This is a genomic window from Methylocapsa sp. D3K7, from assembly GCF_029855125.1.
Lineage (GTDB): Bacteria > Pseudomonadota > Alphaproteobacteria > Rhizobiales > Beijerinckiaceae > Methylocapsa.
In genome coordinates this window covers 255,720-271,930 of record NZ_CP123229.1, presented here as the reverse complement: position 1 = coordinate 271,930, position 16,211 = coordinate 255,720, and the positions used below count along the sequence as shown (strand labels likewise).

16 protein-coding genes are annotated in these 16,211 nt (G+C 60.2%); 1 reads left to right on the top strand and 15 read right to left on the bottom strand.

What is annotated here, in order from left to right; all coding sequences use genetic code 11:
- Positions 1-104 precede the first annotated feature (104 nt).
- The 6 genes from trbK-alt to trbB all read right to left on the bottom strand — a co-directional run bounded on the left by trbK-alt (position 105) and on the right by trbB (position 5,151).
- Complete coding sequence (trbK-alt, locus tag QEV83_RS01155; protein ID WP_280129476.1) at positions 105-371, bottom strand: putative entry exclusion protein TrbK-alt; 267 nt, start codon at positions 369-371, stop codon at positions 105-107.
- A gap of 9 nt (positions 372-380) precedes the next feature.
- Positions 381-1,112 carry a P-type conjugative transfer protein TrbJ gene (trbJ, locus tag QEV83_RS01150; RefSeq protein ID WP_280129475.1) on the bottom strand — a complete coding sequence of 244 codons (732 nt, stop codon included), beginning with the start codon at positions 1,110-1,112 and terminating at the stop codon, positions 381-383.
- Positions 1,112-3,544: a conjugal transfer protein TrbE gene (gene trbE / locus QEV83_RS01145; protein ID WP_280129474.1), complete on the bottom strand. Its 2,433-nt coding sequence runs from the start codon at positions 3,542-3,544 to the stop codon at positions 1,112-1,114. The genes trbJ and trbE overlap by 1 nt, the downstream gene beginning before the upstream one ends.
- A 4-nt stretch (positions 3,545-3,548) precedes the next feature.
- Positions 3,549-3,827 (bottom strand): VirB3 family type IV secretion system protein, encoded by a 279-nt coding sequence (locus tag QEV83_RS01140; protein WP_280129473.1) that lies wholly within the window; start codon positions 3,825-3,827, stop codon positions 3,549-3,551.
- Positions 3,827-4,090 carry a TrbC/VirB2 family protein gene (locus tag QEV83_RS01135; protein ID WP_280130937.1) on the bottom strand — a complete coding sequence of 88 codons (264 nt, stop codon included), beginning with the start codon at positions 4,088-4,090 and terminating at the stop codon, positions 3,827-3,829. Before QEV83_RS01135 ends, QEV83_RS01140 begins: the two co-directional genes overlap by 1 nt.
- Before the next feature lie 74 nt (positions 4,091-4,164).
- A complete protein-coding gene (gene trbB, locus QEV83_RS01130; RefSeq protein WP_280129472.1) occupies positions 4,165-5,151 on the bottom strand; it encodes a P-type conjugative transfer ATPase TrbB in 987 nt (328 codons plus the stop codon).
- A 95-nt stretch (positions 5,152-5,246) separates the two neighbouring features.
- Between trbB and QEV83_RS01125 the strand changes: the two genes are divergently transcribed.
- Entirely contained in the window at positions 5,247-5,588 is a 342-nt protein-coding gene (locus QEV83_RS01125; RefSeq protein WP_280129471.1) for a hypothetical protein, read from the top strand.
- Positions 5,589-5,837: 249 nt separating this feature from the next.
- On the opposite strand, the gene wrbA is transcribed toward QEV83_RS01125, so the two are convergent.
- The 9 genes from wrbA to QEV83_RS01080 all read right to left on the bottom strand — a co-directional run bounded on the left by wrbA (position 5,838) and on the right by QEV83_RS01080 (position 16,162).
- On the bottom strand, positions 5,838-6,485 hold the full coding sequence (gene wrbA, locus QEV83_RS01120; protein ID WP_280129470.1) for an NAD(P)H:quinone oxidoreductase: 648 nt from the start codon (positions 6,483-6,485) through the stop codon (positions 5,838-5,840).
- A gap of 564 nt (positions 6,486-7,049) precedes the next feature.
- On the bottom strand, positions 7,050-8,270 hold the full coding sequence (locus tag QEV83_RS01115) for an NAD(P)/FAD-dependent oxidoreductase (RefSeq protein ID WP_280129469.1): 1,221 nt from the start codon (positions 8,268-8,270) through the stop codon (positions 7,050-7,052).
- A gap of 176 nt (positions 8,271-8,446) precedes the next feature.
- Entirely contained in the window at positions 8,447-9,490 is a 1,044-nt protein-coding gene (locus tag QEV83_RS01110) for a 3-hydroxyacyl-CoA dehydrogenase NAD-binding domain-containing protein (protein WP_280129468.1), read from the bottom strand.
- A gap of 24 nt (positions 9,491-9,514) precedes the next feature.
- Complete coding sequence (locus QEV83_RS01105) at positions 9,515-10,435, bottom strand: 3-hydroxyacyl-CoA dehydrogenase (RefSeq protein WP_280129467.1); 921 nt, start codon at positions 10,433-10,435, stop codon at positions 9,515-9,517.
- Between the two features lie 62 nt (positions 10,436-10,497).
- Positions 10,498-11,283 carry an enoyl-CoA hydratase gene (locus QEV83_RS01100; protein ID WP_280129466.1) on the bottom strand — a complete coding sequence of 262 codons (786 nt, stop codon included), beginning with the start codon at positions 11,281-11,283 and terminating at the stop codon, positions 10,498-10,500.
- A gap of 36 nt (positions 11,284-11,319) precedes the next feature.
- Positions 11,320-12,726, bottom strand: a complete 1,407-nt coding sequence (ribB, locus tag QEV83_RS01095) for a 3,4-dihydroxy-2-butanone-4-phosphate synthase (RefSeq protein WP_280129465.1) — start codon at positions 12,724-12,726, stop codon at positions 11,320-11,322.
- Between the two features lie 30 nt (positions 12,727-12,756).
- Entirely contained in the window at positions 12,757-13,983 is a 1,227-nt protein-coding gene (locus QEV83_RS01090) for a CoA transferase (RefSeq protein ID WP_280129464.1), read from the bottom strand.
- Between the two features lie 34 nt (positions 13,984-14,017).
- Positions 14,018-14,869, bottom strand: coding sequence for an enoyl-CoA hydratase-related protein (locus tag QEV83_RS01085; protein ID WP_280129463.1), 852 nt, complete (start codon positions 14,867-14,869; stop codon positions 14,018-14,020).
- A gap of 45 nt (positions 14,870-14,914) precedes the next feature.
- Complete coding sequence (locus tag QEV83_RS01080) at positions 14,915-16,162, bottom strand: acyl-CoA dehydrogenase family protein (protein ID WP_280129462.1); 1,248 nt, start codon at positions 16,160-16,162, stop codon at positions 14,915-14,917.
- Positions 16,163-16,211 lie beyond the last annotated feature (49 nt).

Sequence of the window (16,211 nt, the reverse complement as noted above, 5' to 3'; positions counted from 1 at the left end):
CATGGAGAGCCGGATGCTTGGAAACTTGCACGTCCGGTTCGGGAAGAGGGATGGAGAAACTTGTCTCTGAAAGGGGATGTAGCGCTTCATCTCTACTTTCACTCTCAGTGCTCCTGGGAAACACTGGGCGCCGAGAAGAACCGGGCGCGGCTCTCGGCCCAGGCCTCTTCGCAGGCTTGATTGCCGGCCGCTTCGAGACCCAGATTCCGGCAGCGGGTGAGTTCGGCGGCCAGTGGATCGGCTGATACGACGGCGGGGAAGACGCGGATCGGCTCTGGGACGTCGGGCTCACGTAGAGCAAGGGCGGCGGCGAACAGCACGAGCCCCGATAATCCGGCTGCGGCAAGACGAAAGATTGCGTTCGAGTCCATCGGTCGGCCTCAATGGAACATCTGGACGGTTTGCGGCTGGTAGCCCTGGACAGAGCTCAAGAAGCGGCGGAGCTGCTCCTGAGCCTGGCCCTCGGCCTCTGCCTGGCGTGCCGACTCCAACGCCTGGGCGCGGCCCTGCGCCGCAAGCAAAGCAGTCAGGTCGGCCAACTGCCTTGTCTGCACCGCGACCAGCTGATTGCCGGCCTGGGTGGCTTGCAGGATGCCGACGGACGATTGACTGCTGGCAAGCAGGGAGGCCGTCTGTGCCTGTGTGTTGGGCAGGTTTTGCACCGCGCCGGCGCCTAGGGTGAGGGAATGCTGGAAGGCCGACAGCGAGTCCTGCCAGCGCTGCTCAGCGCTGGCGATCATCTGCAGATCGCTCGTCGTGGAACTGATCGAGACGGGGTAGCGCTGCGCGTACGCCTGATTCAGGGACTGCACATTGTAGGTGATGCCATTGGCTTGTTTCAGCAAGGTCTGGATCTGCGAATAGTCCCGCTCGACGTCGTTGAGCACCGTCGTTGGAAGCTGTTCGAGCTGCTTTGCCTGATTGATCAGCATCTGCGCCTCGTTTTGCAGGCTTTTGATCTGGTTCTGGATCTGCTGCAGAGAGCGGGCGGCGGTCAGCAAATTCTGGCTGTAGTTCGACGGATCGAAGACAAGCATTTGCGCGTGCAGGGGCGTACCAACTGCCATCGCGAGGAGTAGGGCGACCACGGCAACATGAGTTTTGTGGGACATCACAAGACCTCTGGAGTCATGCTGGGGAGAAGTTCGGCGGCCCAGGCGACGCCTTTGGCCGCCAGCCAGGCCGACGCGAAGTTCTCGCGGCCGGCGGTGGCGAGAGCGACAGCGATAGCGGCCTGGTCGGATTTTGAGGAGGCGGCGGTCAAAGCGAGCGCAACCTCGCCCAGCCCGAGTTCGAAGAGGCGGTTGCCGCGCCGGGACTGGCAGTAGTAATCGCGCTTGGGTGTGGCCCGGCTGATGATTTCGATCTGCCGGTCGTTCAATCCGAACCGCCGATAAATGGCGGTGATCTGCGGCTCAATTGCCCGCTCATTGGGCAGGAAGATGCGAGTCGGGCAGCTTTCGATGAGGGCGGGCGCGATCGCACTCGTCTCGATATCGGCCAGCGATTGCGTGGCGAAGATGACCGACGCATTCTTCTTGCGCAGCGTCTTCAGCCATTCGCGGAGCTGTTGCGCGAAACCCGTGTCGTCAAGTGCAAGCCAGCCTTCATCGATAATGAGAAGCGTCGGCCGTCCGTCGAGACGGCCTTCAATGCGATGGAAGAGATAAGAGAGAACGGCGGGCGCTGCGCCCCGCCCGATGAGGCCTTCCGTCTCAAACACCTGCACATCGGCGGCGCCGAGCCGTTCGGCTTCGGCGTCGAGCAGCCGTCCAAAGGGGCCACCAAGACAATAGGGTTGAAGCGCCTGTTTCAGCGCGTTGGATTGCAGCAGGACGGAAAGGCCGGTGAGGGTGCGCTCAGAGGCGGGAGCCGATGCCAGGGAGGTGCCCGCGGACCATATATGCTCCTTGGCATCCGGGGTAATGGTCACACCTTCCCGGGCAAGTAGCGCTTCGATCCATTCCGCCGCCCAGGCCTCTTCGACATATTCGTCGATCCGCGCGAGGGGCTGCAGAGCCACCGGCTCTTCCACGTCCTCCGAGAGTGCGCCGCCGAGATCGTGCCAGTCGCCGCCCATGGCGAGCGCCGCCGCCCGGATTGACCCGCCGAAATCGAAAGCAAAAATTTGAGCGTCAGCATAACGCCGAAACTGCAGGGCCATCAAAGCGAGAAGCACACTTTTTCCGGCGCCGGTCGGTCCAACGATCAAAGTATGGCCGACGTCGCCGACATGCAGCGAAAAACGGAAGGGTGTCGAGCCTTCCGTCCGGGCGAGGAACAACGGCGGCGCATCAAAATGATCATCGCGCTCCGGCCCGGCCCAGACCGCCGAGAGCGGCATCATATGGGCAAGGTTCAGGGTCGAGACCGGAGGCTGCCGGACGTTCGCATAGACATGACCTGGTAAGGAACCGAGCCAGGCCTCGATCGCATTCACCGTCTCAGGAATGCAGGTGAAATCGCGGCCTTCGATGATTTTTTCGACCAGCCGAAGCTTTTCACTGGCCGTGCCGGCATCTTCATCCCAGACGGTCACTGTCGCGGTGACATAGGCCTGTCCGATCTCATCCGATCCCAGTTCCTGCAAGGCCATATCGGCGTCGGCGGCCTTATTGGCGGCATCCGTGTCGAGCAGGGTGGAGGCCTCGTTGGTCATCACCTCCTTCAGGATTGCTGCTATCGACTTGCGTTTGGCGAACCATTGCCGGCGGATCTTTGTGAGAAGCCGTGTCGCATCCGTCTTGTCGAGCATGATCGCCCGGGTCGACCAGCGATAGGGAAAGGCAAGGCGATTGAGTTCGTCCAAGATCCCCGGAAAGGTCGTGGTCGGGAACCCGATAACGGTCAGGGTGCGCAGATGATGTGGCCCCAACCTCGGCTCAAGCCCACCGGTGAGGGGCTGGTCCGCCAGAAGCGCGTCGAGATACATCGGTGCTTCTGGTAGGCGAACCCGATGCCGCTTGGTCGAGATGCAGGCATGGAGATAGGTCAGCGTCTCTTCGTCAGCGAGCCAGTAGGCTTCGGGCACAAAACCATCGATAAGTTGCAGGATGCGGTCGGTGCGATCGGCAAAGCTCTTGAGAAGCTCCTTGCCGTCGATGCCTTGGCGTGATTTTCCCTCGTAGAGCCAGCCTTCCGCGCGGGAAGAATCCTCTGCGGGCGGCATCCAGACGAAGGTCACATAATAGAAGCTCTCGAAATGGGCGCCTTCTTCCTCGAATTGCTCGCGGCGCTCAACATCGACGAGTGCGGAGACCCTGTCCGGAAACCGGCTGCGGGGATAGTTTTGCGCCGGAACCCGGCTCGCCTCGACAAAGATTGCCCAGCCAGACCCCAGCCGGCGCAAGGCGTTGTTGAGCCGTGCTGTCGTGCCGACGAGTTCGGCCGGCGTGGCGCTGTCGAGGTCGGGGCCACGGAACCGCGCCGTCCGCTGAAACGATCCATCCTTGTTGAGCACGATCCCCGGCGCGATCAAAGCGGCCCAGGGCAGAAAATCGGCGAGACGTTGCGGCTTCTTGCGATATTCGGCGAGGTTCAGCATCGGCTCATACCCCGAAATGCGCGGGGTAGCGCAGATGGCGGCGCACCACGTCCACGAACTGCGCGTCTCGCTTCGCGGCCCAGACCGCCGCGGCATGGCCGATCGCCCAGATGACGAGGCCAGGAATCCAGAGCCGCAGGCCGAGGCCAACCGCGGCGGCCAGCGTGCCATTGGCGATCGCGACCGCGCGGGGCGCCCCGCCAAGCAGGATTGGATCGGTCAACGCCCGATGAACTGGCGCGTCGAATCCCGCCACGGATTCGTGTGACAAGATCCCGCCCATCAGACGAGCGCTCCGCCGCCGAAGGAAAAGAACGTCAGGAAGAAGCTCGACGCGGCGAAGGCGATCGACAGGCCGAAGATGATCTGGATGAGCCGGCGGAAGCCGCCGGAAGTATCACCGAAGGCAAGGGTCAGGCCGGTCGTGATGATAATGATCACCGCGATGATTTTTGCGACCGGGCCTTCGACCGATTGCAGCACCTGCTGCAGTGGCTGCTCCCAGGGCATGTTTGAGCCGGCGGCATGCGCCGAGCCTGGCGCCATCAAAGGCAACGAGACGGACAGCAGCGTGGTAAAAACAATTTGGGTACAGTCGCGAAGCGAAAGGAAAGGCTTGTTCATGCGGGATCTCCGAGTGAAATGAGTTTGGCGGGCGTGACGAGGCGATAGTCGCCGCGCTTATCGAGGCCATCGACGGCGGATAGCTCGATAAGCCGGCGTTGGGCGCCGCGTCCGGCGAGAACCGCAATGACGTTGATCGTCTCGGCGATCAGTGCGCGGGGGACGGTCACCACGGCTTCCTGGATGAGCTGTTCTAGGCGCCGCAGCGCGCCCAGCGCGGACCCCGCGTGGATCGTGCCGATCCCGCCCGGATGTCCGGTGCCCCAGGCTTTGAGGAGATCAAGCGCTTCGGCCCCGCGTACTTCGCCGATCGGGATGCGGTCGGGACGCAGGCGCAGCGAGGAGCGAACGAGATCCGAAAGTGACGCGACGCCGTCCTTGGTGCGCAACGCGACGAGGTTCGGCGCCTGGCATTGGAGCTCGCGCGTATCTTCGATCAGGATCACGCGGTCGGAGGTTTTGGCAACTTCCGCCAACAGCGCATTGACGAGCGTCGTCTTGCCGGTCGACGTCCCACCGGCAACCAGCACATTGCGGCGATTCTCGACCGCGAGCCGCAAGACTGTTGCCTGATCGGGCGCCATGATTCCGGCGGCGACGTAATCGTCCAGAGTGAAGATGGCGACCGCCGACTTGCGGATGGCAAAGGTGGGCGCCGCAACGATTGGCGGAAGCAAGCCTTCGAAACGCTCGCCGGTTTCAGGCAGCTCAGCCGAAACGCGTGGGCTAGCGGGATGGACCTCGGCCCCTACATGATGCGCGACGAGGCGAATGATTCGTTCGCCGTCGGCCGGGGCCAGCCACTCGCCAGTGTCCGCTAGCCCATTTGTGAGCCGGTCGATCCAGATGCGGCCATCGGGATTGAGCATGACCTCGATGACGGCGGGGTCTTCGAGCCATGTCGCGATCGCGGGTCCCAACGCCGTGCGCAGCATGCGCGCGCCGCGCGAGACCGATTCCGACCGGAGTGAATGCGCCCCCATGACTGCCCCCGCGCGCCACAGGCGCGACGGGGATGATTAGAAAGGGCAGGGCCTCAGGCTATGCAACAAGCTTGAGAGGAGCGTAGGGCTCTGGCGTGGAAAGACAGGCAATTGGCATTCTCGACATTATCGTCGCACCGCCGCGGCATTGCTCGATTCATCGCATATGCACGAGCTGCGAACTGGCGCTCAAGCTTGTACGCAGTCTTCCAGATAGCCTGCGTTATGAGCATGGCCTGATTCTCGCGGAGGACGACTACGTTATTGTCCAGGGAGGCTTCTCAGGCAACGGCCGCCCTGCGGCGTTCATAGCCGCGGATGTAGTCCGGATAGAAGATGGTCGTCTCACCGAGTATTGGGACGTGCTCCAGGACGAGGCAACCCAATCCGAGTCGAAGAGCGGTCTGTCGATGTTCGGTGGCCGCTTTCCGGCGTGACATTCGAGAAAACATCGGGATGATCGACCGAACGATGTATTGAGCTGGCTGACAAAGCGCGCGCAAATGAGGGGTATGGTGCGGCGATAGTGAAAAATCGTTCCGCGCCGGACGACATTGGTGAGAATCCAGACCAAAGCGGGTGCCTTCTCTAGCAATTAAACGGGCAAACGACGGACCCAGGGTGTGACGCGCTTCCTGCAGCAGCGCACCAGATTTGATCATGTCCCGTCGTTGGCCAGTGGCGGGCTATGGCGCGGATGCATGACTTGATCTGAGATGCTTGAGACAGCCGGCAACGCGAGCAAGGCGACTGCCGAGGTTGCGTGCGGTTGTGAGCTCCGCTTCGACGGGCTGTCGTGAGCCGTCGGTTCCGGCAAGGGTGCCGGGCCCGTAGGGCGAGCCACCGATGCCGTCTGTGACCAGTATTTGCGGGTTCTGCCCGTACGGTGTGCCCACAAACACCATGCCGAGATGGACCAACGGGACAAGCGCCGTCAGGATCGTCGTCTCCTGGCCCCCGTGGATGGTTCCCGTACTCGTGAAAATTCCTGTGGCCTTATCCTCGAGTTCGCCTTTGAGCCAGAGCCCACCCGTGGTGTCTATAAACTGCTTCATCTGCGCGCTCATGTTGCCATAGCGGGTCGGCGTCCCCCAAGCGATGCCGTCGGCCCAACGCAAATCGTCGTGTGTCACCACAGGAATTTCGGCCTGTGCCTGCTGTGCCCGCAGATAGGCGTCCTGGCCCGCTAACGCCTTGCGCGCTTCTTCGAGTTCCGCAATCCGGCGTAGCTGCACAGTGGTGGCGGGTACACCCTCCGCGCCCTCAGCCACGGCCAGCGCCATTCGATGAATGTGACCGTAGGTGCTGTAAAACGCGATAAGGACGTTCGTCATCATCACCGAGTACTCCTTCGATTAGCATCATGAAAACGATTTTCTCAAGAGACCTATCAAGCAATCTCGGCCGCATTTCCACGTCTGTCGGAACCGTCAGGTCGCGAGGCGTCTCTGATGTCAGGTCGCGGGCGCCCCCAGTAGTGCATCGTCCACGACCCAATTCGTTGCTAGTGACCTAACGCATGCCTTAAACATGTTGGTCAGCGTCACCCCGAAGAGCAAGGGCACATAGATTAATTCCGCTTTGCCCACGCTTGATTGTCGACGGCAACGTTCGATGGGGATGCGAATGATTTGAGTTTTCATGGTTCGCCTCTCGGCTATTTGCACCAAGCAACGGCTCTTGCAGTCGATGTTCGACGCGGCGACCGCGCGAGAACTCGAATAATCATAACAGATAACCACCGAGATCTCGCGGCCCTCGCTCTTCATTTTCTGGAAATCAAGCACGTTCAAGGTGTTAACCTCTCTCGTCGCGGCTTTCCCGGTGCTCGTATGCCGGACGCGTGACCTTTACGCTTCTCGGGTTCGCAAGAAAAGGCTGCACGAGTTTGCAGGAGCTCAACGGTCAGGTTCATAGCTTCCAGCCCTGGGCTGCTCCGGAATTAATCGCGAGGCGCGCTGTCCGGTGAAATACGCCCAGAACCATTCGATTTGCACGCGCAACCGATCTTGCAGCTGCGGAAGCGACATGAGATGCAAGAAGACCCAAACGAGCCAGGTGAGAAAACCACTCATATGAAGTCGGCCGCTCTCTAATATCGCGAAATTTTTGCCGACGACCGCCATGCTGCCCTTGTCGAAGTATTGAAACGGACGTTTTGGTGATTGCCCCTTGAGATCTCGTGAGATCAACCGTCCGACATAGCGCCCTTGCTGGATCGCCGCCGGCGCCACGCCGGGCACCGGCCGTCCATCGCGAACGACCGATGACGCATCGCCGACGACGAACACGCCGGTGACATCCTGAACGTTCATGAATGGGCCAACCGACACCCTGCCTACCCGATCAGTCTTGGCACCAAGCAGTTTCAATATTGGTGATGGTGCGACGCCAGCCGTCCACAGCACTGTCGCGCTTGGAATTCTTTTTCCATCGGCGACCACGCCACTCTCGTCGACCTTTTCAACCTTGACTCCGGTTAAGATCTTGACGCCGAGTTTCTCGAGCCGTTTGGCTGCCTTTTTGGCAAGATTCTTAGCAAAGGTCGGAAGGATTCTGTTGCCGCCCTCGATCAGAATGATCGAGCTCTTGGCGGGATCAATGTGCCGGAATTGTCTACGCAGGGTGACTGTGGCTAGTTGCGCCATCGACGCCGCCAGCTCCACGCCAGTTGCACCCGCACCAACCAACACGAACGTCATCTGGCGCGCGCGTTCCTTCTCATCGTCTGTTGTCTCCGCCAATTCGTAGGCGTTCAGGATTTTTGCGCGGATGGCCTCGGCGTCACTCAGGTTCTTGAGACCGGGAGCATATTTCCCAAACTCATCATGACCGAAATAGCTCGGCTGCATACCTGTGGCGATTATCAAGTAATCGAATTTGATCGTGCGAGTGCCGAGGACAGGGCAGGACGCGTCGACCGATCGAGAGTTCAGGTCAATGCCGGTCACTTCGGCGAGCATTACGTTAACATTCTTCTGCTTTTCGGCGAGATGGCGGATTGGTGCTGCAATTTCGGATGGCGCAAGAACCGAGGTCGCTACCTGGTAAAGCAGCGGCTGGAAGATGTGGTGATTACGTCTGTCAATCAGAATTATGTCTGCATCAGATCTCTTCAAAGCGCGGGCGGCAGCGATCCCGGCAAATCCGCAACCAACGATCACGATACGCTTTCGACGCACGGCCGGCGTAGCCGCTATCGGCAAATTTTCCCCAGCTCGCGGCGACGTAACGTCCGAGTCCTGGCGCCTAATGTCTTGCAGTGTGTTGCTCATTGCTCTAACAGATCGAGTGGTTAATCTTCGGGAAGATGCGCTACCAATCCTGAGGGAACTCCTCCGGCAAAGGAGCTATAGCGCCCTGGCCCGCTCGGGCCGTTCTTCAGGATGTCGCGAGGATTTTCGTACTTGCTGCGCAATTCGAGCAGCCCGAGCAGGACCTCGTCGCGCTGCGCCTCCAGCTCGGCAATTGAGCGCGAGCCGAGCTCGGCATGAACGCTGTCGATGAGCTTCTTTTGCACTTCGGGCGTTAATACTGGCTGCCCGAGAACCTTCCACCAGGCCGTCATAGGGCCGGTGAACTGCTGGAAGAAGTGCTCGATGCCGCCATGGCCGCCGCCGAGGTGGTTGAGCATCATGTTGCCCATGATGCCCCAACGCAGGCCAGGTCCCCAGCACAATGCGGTATCGACGTCTGCCGCGCTGACGACATCTTCGGCGACAAGATAATAGACTTCCCGTGCCAAAGCCGCCTGTAGACGATTGGCCACATGTCCGGGTACTTCCTTACGCAGCCGAACGGCTTGTTTCCCCAATCCCGTGTAGAACTCGGCGACGCGCTGAATGGTCTGCTCCGACGTCTTCGCGCCGCCAACGATCTCTACCAGCGGAACCAAGTGGGGGGGATTGAAGGGATGGCCGATGACACAGCGCTCCGGGTGCAAGCGGCAATCCGATTGAATCTCGCTCATGGTGAGACCCGACGAGCTTGAAGCGATGATGACATCGGCTGGTAACAACTCGTCGAGTTGTCGATACAGCTTCTTTTTGAAGTCAATTCGCTCGGGCCCGTTTTCCTGGACGAAGTCCGCTGGTCCGACAGCTTCTGCCACCTCTCCCGTGAACGTGAGATGTGATTGTGACGCCCCGGGCGCAAGACCCAGTCTCTCGAGCGCGGGCCACGCCGCTTTCACGAAGCGTCTCAGAGACGTCTCAGCATCCGGTGCAATATCGGTCGCGATGACTTCGAGTCCCTTCGCCAGGAACAGTGCCGTCCAGCTGGCGCCGATAACACCGGTTCCAATGAGAGCGACCCGACGAATAGGCTGGTTATTGGACATTGTCGGTTCTCCTTAGATTGGATTTCAGAGTTCCGCGTAAGCGATGCCGGTGAGATTACCCAGCGCGAAGAGAAAGTTGCGTTCTCCCGAGCCGTCGAGCTTGGCGGAATAGACCGAGCCGGCGAAATCGGTCACGAACATCTGATCGCCAGGGACATCCAGCGCGATGCCGATCCCTTCCATCAAATGCGTCAGTACGATCTCTGGCGCTCGGGGTTTTGCATCAATGGATGCACGATTCACCGTGTTGCCGCGCGGAGGGTCACCGCGGTCGGTCCAGTAAAGCATGCGATTTTTGAGATCGAGCTCGAGATCAATAGGCTCTGGCAAGTGGTCGAAGAAGACTTCGATGTCGGAGCGATTGGCTGCCAGCTCACCGCTGGGGATTTCGAGCCCTGCATGAAAGATTCTACCCTCATTTCCGTTATCCGGGCCTTTTTGCGTCCAATAGATTTGCTGACGCTCGGGGTCGATTGTGATCCCAACGCACCACCTTGTCTGGTCGCGCCGGTCCGCATCGCCGCGGCCCGCCTCGACGAGCGTTTCAATCTGCAAGCCATCGAGGTTCGCGCGCATCACGCGCATGCCCTCGCGGTCGCACCAGTAAAGTTTGCCGTTTTCCTTATCGAGATGGATCTGCTTCGGCGAGTGAGTGACGCCTAGCGGGACGATGGTCCTCCGGTTCCCACCGTCGAGGTCGGCGCGCTCGATCGAGCCGTCGTCGCGGTCGGGGATGCCCATGTTGGTCCAATAAATATGACCTGCCTCCGCATCCACGACGATGCCGTCGGGGAGGTGGCAATTGGTGACTATCGTTTTGCGGTCAGAGCCATCCGGGCTCATCGAGTGAATACGGTCGCCGCTCAGTTCGAGAACGAACAATCGGCCCGCCGCGCCCTTGCGGGCCTGTCTCGGTTTTGATTTCGTCGCCAGAGCTTCAGTCATGAATTTTTCCTTTCACTTAACTTCCACGCCGATTGCCCTGGCATTTCCTCTGTTCGTAAGAGCTACGCGGCGGTTGCGGATTTCACCGACCGGGTGAATTGAGACGAGCGCTTCTCCAGAAAAGCCGTAAGTGCCTCCTTCGCGTCGTCAGAGCGAACGAGCACACTGAACTCTTCGTTCTCAAGCTTCATCGCTGCCTTGATCTGCTCCCGAAAAGTCCGTTTCAAAAGCCTTTTGCTAGCTTGCAGCGCGCCGGCAGGCTTTGCTGCCAGCTTCCGCGCCGTTTCGGTCGCCGTCGCCAGCAGGTTCTGATCAGATACGATTTGGGTAACGAATCCCAATTCCGCGGCGCGTTGGGCATCGAAAGGCATTCCCAACAAAATCAACTCCGCCGCCCGAATGTGCCCGATCCTTGCCGGAACGGAGCAGCTCGATCCAAATTCCGGCACCACACCAAGATTGATAAAAGGCATTTGGAATTTTGCACTCTGACCCGCGTATACGAAGTCACAATGCGTGAGCATGGTGGTGCCCCCTCCGATCGCAGCACCCTGCACGGCTGCGATCAGCGGTTTGTCAAAATCGACCAATGCGTTCGTTAGCCGAGCCTGCGGAGAGTCTCCCGGCCCTGGAGGATTCCTCAAAAAATCCTCCACATCGTTGCCCGCGGAGAAAGAATCCCCTGCGCCATGCCAGAGCACGACGCGTGTGCGCCCGTCCTTGGCCACGTCATTGAAGATATCCGCGAGCGCGGCGTACATGCTCGAAGTCATCGCGTTCCGCTTCGCCGGACGATTCAATTCAACGCGAAGGATGCTTCCGTTTTGTTCGGTAATAATCTCGTCCACTTCGACCTCCTATGGTCGTCTCACGAACCTCGCGGATTAAAAAAGATCGGAGGCGTCAGATGCCCATTGTGCAGGCGTCGGACGACATACGGGGAACATCCCGTCCATGGCTGCAACCGCGCCTTCGAAATCAGAGTCCACCCGGTAACGGGCGAGCTCCGCGACGTTGATCATGAGAAAGCCGTGTTTCTTGCAGAAGCGAGCGAGATCAGGGAGGCGCGCCATGGTGCCGTCGTCGTTCAGTATCTCGCAAATCACGCCCGCGGGTTTGAGGCCAGCGAGGCTAGCGAGATCGACGGCTGCTTCCGTTTGGCCCCGGCGCTCTAGAACGCCGCCGTCACGCGCGCGAAGCGGAAAAATATGTCCCGGCCGGGCGAAATCTGTCGGCACGCTGGTCGGATCAATTGCGGCCTTGATCGTTTCCGCGCGATCGTAAGCCGAGACGCCGGTGGTGACCCCGCGACCCTTCAAATCGATCGAAACTGTGAACCCTGTGCCGCACGTTGCGGTATTGTTGCGAACCATCGGGACAAGATCAAGTTCATCAAGTCTTTCGCCGGTCATCGCAAGACAAATCAGGCCTCGCCCGTACATAGCCATAAAGTTGATGGCCTCTGGCGTGACCATCTCGGCCGCCATTGTCAGGTCGCCTTCGTTTTCACGATCTTCATCGTCGACCACGACAATCATCCGTCCGGCTTTCAACTCTTCGATGCCGGCTTCGATCGTGGCGAATACAGACTCCTCGTCACGGTGGACATCACCACGTTGCACTTTCGCGTCGGCCCCTAGTCGCTCACAGAGACTTAGCGTGTGGCCCAATTTTTCTTTTTTGGTCTTCAGGTAACCCAGGGAGTGCATCGTTGGCTTGGCTTCGCAGGGAAGCTCGTCGATAACTTCGATCCCGGCGTCACGCAGAACCTGCGTCTTGCGAGGATTATTCGACATCAGGCGAACGCGGCGGATGCGGAACTCGCTCAGGATCGCGGCGGGCAGGCTGAAGTCCCGACAATCGGTCTTGAAGCCCAGAATATGATTTGCATCCACGGTATCAAAGCCGGCATCTTGCAATTCGTATGCCTTCAATTTCGCCATGAGACCAATGCCGCGGCCCTCCTGATACTCGTAGATCACCAGTCCGTGACCTTCCTCGGCGATGGCCTGCATGGCCATCTCCAGTTGGTCGTGGCAATCGCAACGCAGCGATCCGAGTATTTCGCCCGTAAAGCACTGCGACTGGATACGCAGCAAGGGAACTCCTTCGCTTGGGTCGCCCGTGACCATCGCGAGTGCGGTTTCGACCCGCTGAGTGCCGTTCGATACGTCGCGCTCGAACCCAATGACGTCGAACGTCCCCCACCTGGTGGGCATGCGGGCGGATGCAATCCGCCGGAGCGCCCTACTTGGCGCGGCTTTCATTGTCTTTGCTCTCGTTCCGAGCATCTCAGAATCCTCTCAAGATTTACCAAGCAGCTACGCCGCGCGTTCCTTGGCGTTCGGAGTGGCACCACTCGCGCGCAAGCCATCGATTTCGTTGGCGCTGAAGCCCAGCTGTCGGAGGACTTCCTCGTTATGCTCGCCAAGCGCCGGGGCGCGCTTTGCCGGCACTTTGGCGACGCCATGAACCTGAATCGGGCTGCTGATCGTCGAGGTGAGCTTGCCGCCCGCCCCTTCGAGCGGAACGACGACGTCATTGGCGCGCAATTGCGGATCGTTGATCACCTCTTGCGGCTCGCGCACAACACCGAAGGCGACGTGGATGCCGTTAAACACTTCGTACCAACGCGCCATCGGCTGAGCGCCAAAGACGTCGTCGAGAATCGCCGCAAGTTGTGGCATGTTCGCCATTAGTTTCGTCGGATCGGAGAACCGCGGGTCCGTCAGAAGGTCTGGGCGGCCGATCGCCTTCGCGACGGCTGCCAATTTGTCCGGCGTGACGAGGAGAACGAACCATGTCCCGTCGGAGGACTGGTACACGTTCAAAGCTGCATTTGCGGGATTCTTGCGATCGTGCGGAGCGAAAAACTTTGCCTCGCACAGCGCGCCCTGGATCGAGACGCTCGCCGACCAGACTCCCTCGGCGAGCAACGAGGTCGTGACATACGATCCCTTGCCGGTGCGCTCGCGGCGATAGAGCGCCGTGACGATCGCAGAATAAAGGCCGACGGCGGTCGCATTGTCACCGCTGCCAGCTACCGGCCAGGTCGGCGGCGCACCTGCATCGCGCGTCATCGACAGTAAACCGCTGCGCGCCCAATAAGATGTAATATCGAAGCCCGGGAGGCTGGCGTCAGGTCCGTTTTCGCCGAAGCCGGTGACATCGGCGTAGATCAGCCGCAAATTCCATTGCCCGACATCGTCGTATTCGAGCTGCAATTTTTTCCGTGCCGGATGCGGCGTATTGACGATGAGCACGTCGGCCCATTTGACGAGCCTCTCGAGAACCTGCCTGGAGCCCGGATTTTTCAGGTCGAGAGTGATGCCGCGCTTGTTGCGGTTGGCGAGATGCCATGGATAGGCGTCCTTCGCCCGCGGCTGCGGCGGGATCTTGTGCCCTATCCTCCAGAGGTCGCCAGCGGGAGGCTCGACTTTGATGACGTCGGCGCCAAAGTCGGACAGGATCACGGCGGCACTCGGACCGGCAATGAAGCTCGCCAGGTCCACCACCTTCAGTCCGGAGAAAATGTTGTCGTTTGCCATAGGTCTCACCTGAATGATCATGCGCGGCTTTTCTTCACCGTCCGCGGAATTGGGGCGCGCGTTTCTCGAGGAAGGCTGTCGTGCCTTCCTTCTTGTCCTCGGTGGCGGCGCAGAGACCGAAATACGAAGCTTCGAGCAGCAAACCTTGGCCTTGGCTCGTGTCCATTCCCTTGTTCGCTGCATCGAGTGCGAACTTGACGGCGATCGGAGCGTTCGAAGCGATCTTCGTCAGAATGGCCTCGACGCGCGTGATCAGATCAGCCGCCGGAACGATTTCGTTTACGAGCCCGATGCGATAGGCCTCCTGCGCGCTGATCATCTCGCCGGAGAGAATGAGCTGCAGCGCGCGGCCCTTGCCGACGAGCCGCGGCAGCCGTTGCGTACCGCCGCCGCCCGGGACGAGTCCCAAGGTCACTTCGGGCTGGCCGAACTTCGCGGTTTCGACCGCAATTCTGATGGTGCATGCCATCGCCGTCTCGCAGCCGCCGCCGAGTGCAAAGCCGTTGACGGCCGCGACCACCGGCTTGCCGAGATTCTCAATGAGGTCGAGGACCTCCTGGCCGAAGCGGCTGGACTGCTCCGCCTCGAACGCCGCGACGTGTGCGAGCTCGCCGATGTCGGCGCCGGCGATGAACGCCTTGTTGCCGGCTCCCGTCAGGATGACGCCGCGTACTGACGTGTCGTCGCGTGCATCCTCGAACGCCATTCGCAGGTCCCTCCAGGTCGGCGTATTCAGGGCGTTGAGCACCTTGGGCCGATTGACCGTGACATAGGCGATCGCGCCCTTCTTCTCGTACAGGAGATTCGCGAGCGTCAGTGCTGCCGCTGGGGAAGCTGCGGGCACCACTGCGGGCGATGGCGTGAGTGCTGCTGTTGCCGGGGCCATGTTCATATCTCCTGCTGGGGTTGACGGCGAGCCGCGCTGGCGATGTCACACGAAGGCGCCAAGGCCGGTGATGGCCTTGCCGACGATCAGATTCTGCATCTGATACGTGCCTTCGTAGGAGTAGAGCGCCTCGGCATCGGCGAAGAAGCGCGCGACGTTGTAGTCAGTGACGATGCCATTGCCGCCCAATACCTCGCGGCCCCACGAGACAGTCTCACGCGATTTGGCCGTGCAGAACGCCTTGGCAAGCGACGCATGATGATCGCCGAGCTTGCCTTCGTCATTCAGCTGCGCCAGTCGCACCATCAGGCACTGGCAAGCCGTGACATTGGCGAGCATCTTGGCCAGCAGATCCTGCACCATCTGGAACGAGGCGATGGGCTTGCCGAACTGCAGCCGCTCCTGGGCGTATTTGAGGGTTGCCTCGAAGGCACCCATCTGGATGCCGGTCGAGGCCCAGCCCACCATGTAGCGGGTCATGCGCAGCACGCGCGCAGTGTCGCGGAAGGAGTTACCGCCTTGCAGGCGGTTTGCCTCCTGCACCCGGACGTCCTTGAGCGTGATCTGGCCGTTCTGCACTACCTTGAGCGCGATCTTGTGCTCGATCTTCTCGACGCTAAAGCCGGGCGTGGTCTTGTTCTCGACGATGAAGCCCTTGACCTGGTTGTCGGCGACATCACGCGCCCAGATGATCGAAACATCGCACCATGTGGCGTTACCAATCCACCGCTTCTGGCCGTTAAGAATCCAGGTGTCCCCTTCGCGTTTGGCGATCGTGGTCATTCCTCCGCTTGTTCCCGAACCCACCAGAGGTTCGGTGAGGCCGAAGCAGCCAATCTTTTCCCAACGTGCCATCGGCGGCAGCCACTTCTGCTTCTGCTCCTCCGATCCATCGAGATAGATCGAGCCCATGGCCAGGCCGCTGTGCACGCCGAAGAACGTGCAGAACGAAGCGTCGACGCGCGCCAACTCCATTGCGACGAAGCCGAACAGCTTCTGGCTTCCGCCGGCGCAGCCGTAACCCTCGTATCCGAGGCCGCCGAGGCCCAACTCTTTGAATGACGGCAGCAGCTCAAAGGGAAACGCATCGTCGGACCAGTACTTGTTGATGATCGGCTGGACCTTGGTCTCCATGTAGGTGCGCACCTTCTTGACGATCGCCTTTTCCTCGGCGGTCAAGACGTCCACGAGCTGATAGAAGTCGCTGTTTGGCACGGGGAGCTGCTTGGGCGCTTTCTTCACTGATGCCGGTGCCACCGCAACCGGTGCCGACGCTGCTGTTGCCGTTGCCATTCACTTTCTCCTTAGATTTTCAGTTTCTTCTCGTGCAGGAGATCGTATA

Bases quoted from the DNA above. Each gene is read 5' to 3' on its own strand.
- trbK-alt (WP_280129476.1), bottom strand. From the start codon at position 371: ATGGACTCGAACGCAATCTTTCGTCTTGCCGCAGCCGGATTATCGGGG.
- trbJ (WP_280129475.1), bottom strand. From the start codon at position 1,112: ATGTCCCACAAAACTCATGTTGCCGTGGTCGCCCTACTCCTCGCGATG.
- trbE (WP_280129474.1), bottom strand. From the start codon at position 3,544: ATGCTGAACCTCGCCGAATATCGCAAGAAGCCGCAACGTCTCGCCGAT.
- QEV83_RS01140 (WP_280129473.1), bottom strand. From the start codon at position 3,827: ATGGGCGGGATCTTGTCACACGAATCCGTGGCGGGATTCGACGCGCCA.
- QEV83_RS01135 (WP_280130937.1), bottom strand. From the start codon at position 4,090: ATGGCGCCAGGCTCGGCGCATGCCGCCGGCTCAAACATGCCCTGGGAG.
- trbB (WP_280129472.1), bottom strand. From the start codon at position 5,151: ATGGGGGCGCATTCACTCCGGTCGGAATCGGTCTCGCGCGGCGCGCGC.
- wrbA (WP_280129470.1), bottom strand. From the start codon at position 6,485: ATGACGAACGTCCTTATCGCGTTTTACAGCACCTACGGTCACATTCAT.
- QEV83_RS01110 (WP_280129468.1), bottom strand. From the start codon at position 9,490: ATGTCCAATAACCAGCCTATTCGTCGGGTCGCTCTCATTGGAACCGGT.
- QEV83_RS01105 (WP_280129467.1), bottom strand. From the start codon at position 10,435: ATGACTGAAGCTCTGGCGACGAAATCAAAACCGAGACAGGCCCGCAAG.
- ribB (WP_280129465.1), bottom strand. From the start codon at position 12,726: ATGCTCGGAACGAGAGCAAAGACAATGAAAGCCGCGCCAAGTAGGGCG.
- QEV83_RS01090 (WP_280129464.1), bottom strand. From the start codon at position 13,983: ATGGCAAACGACAACATTTTCTCCGGACTGAAGGTGGTGGACCTGGCG.
- QEV83_RS01085 (WP_280129463.1), bottom strand. From the start codon at position 14,869: ATGGCCCCGGCAACAGCAGCACTCACGCCATCGCCCGCAGTGGTGCCC.
- QEV83_RS01080 (WP_280129462.1), bottom strand. From the start codon at position 16,162: ATGGCAACGGCAACAGCAGCGTCGGCACCGGTTGCGGTGGCACCGGCA.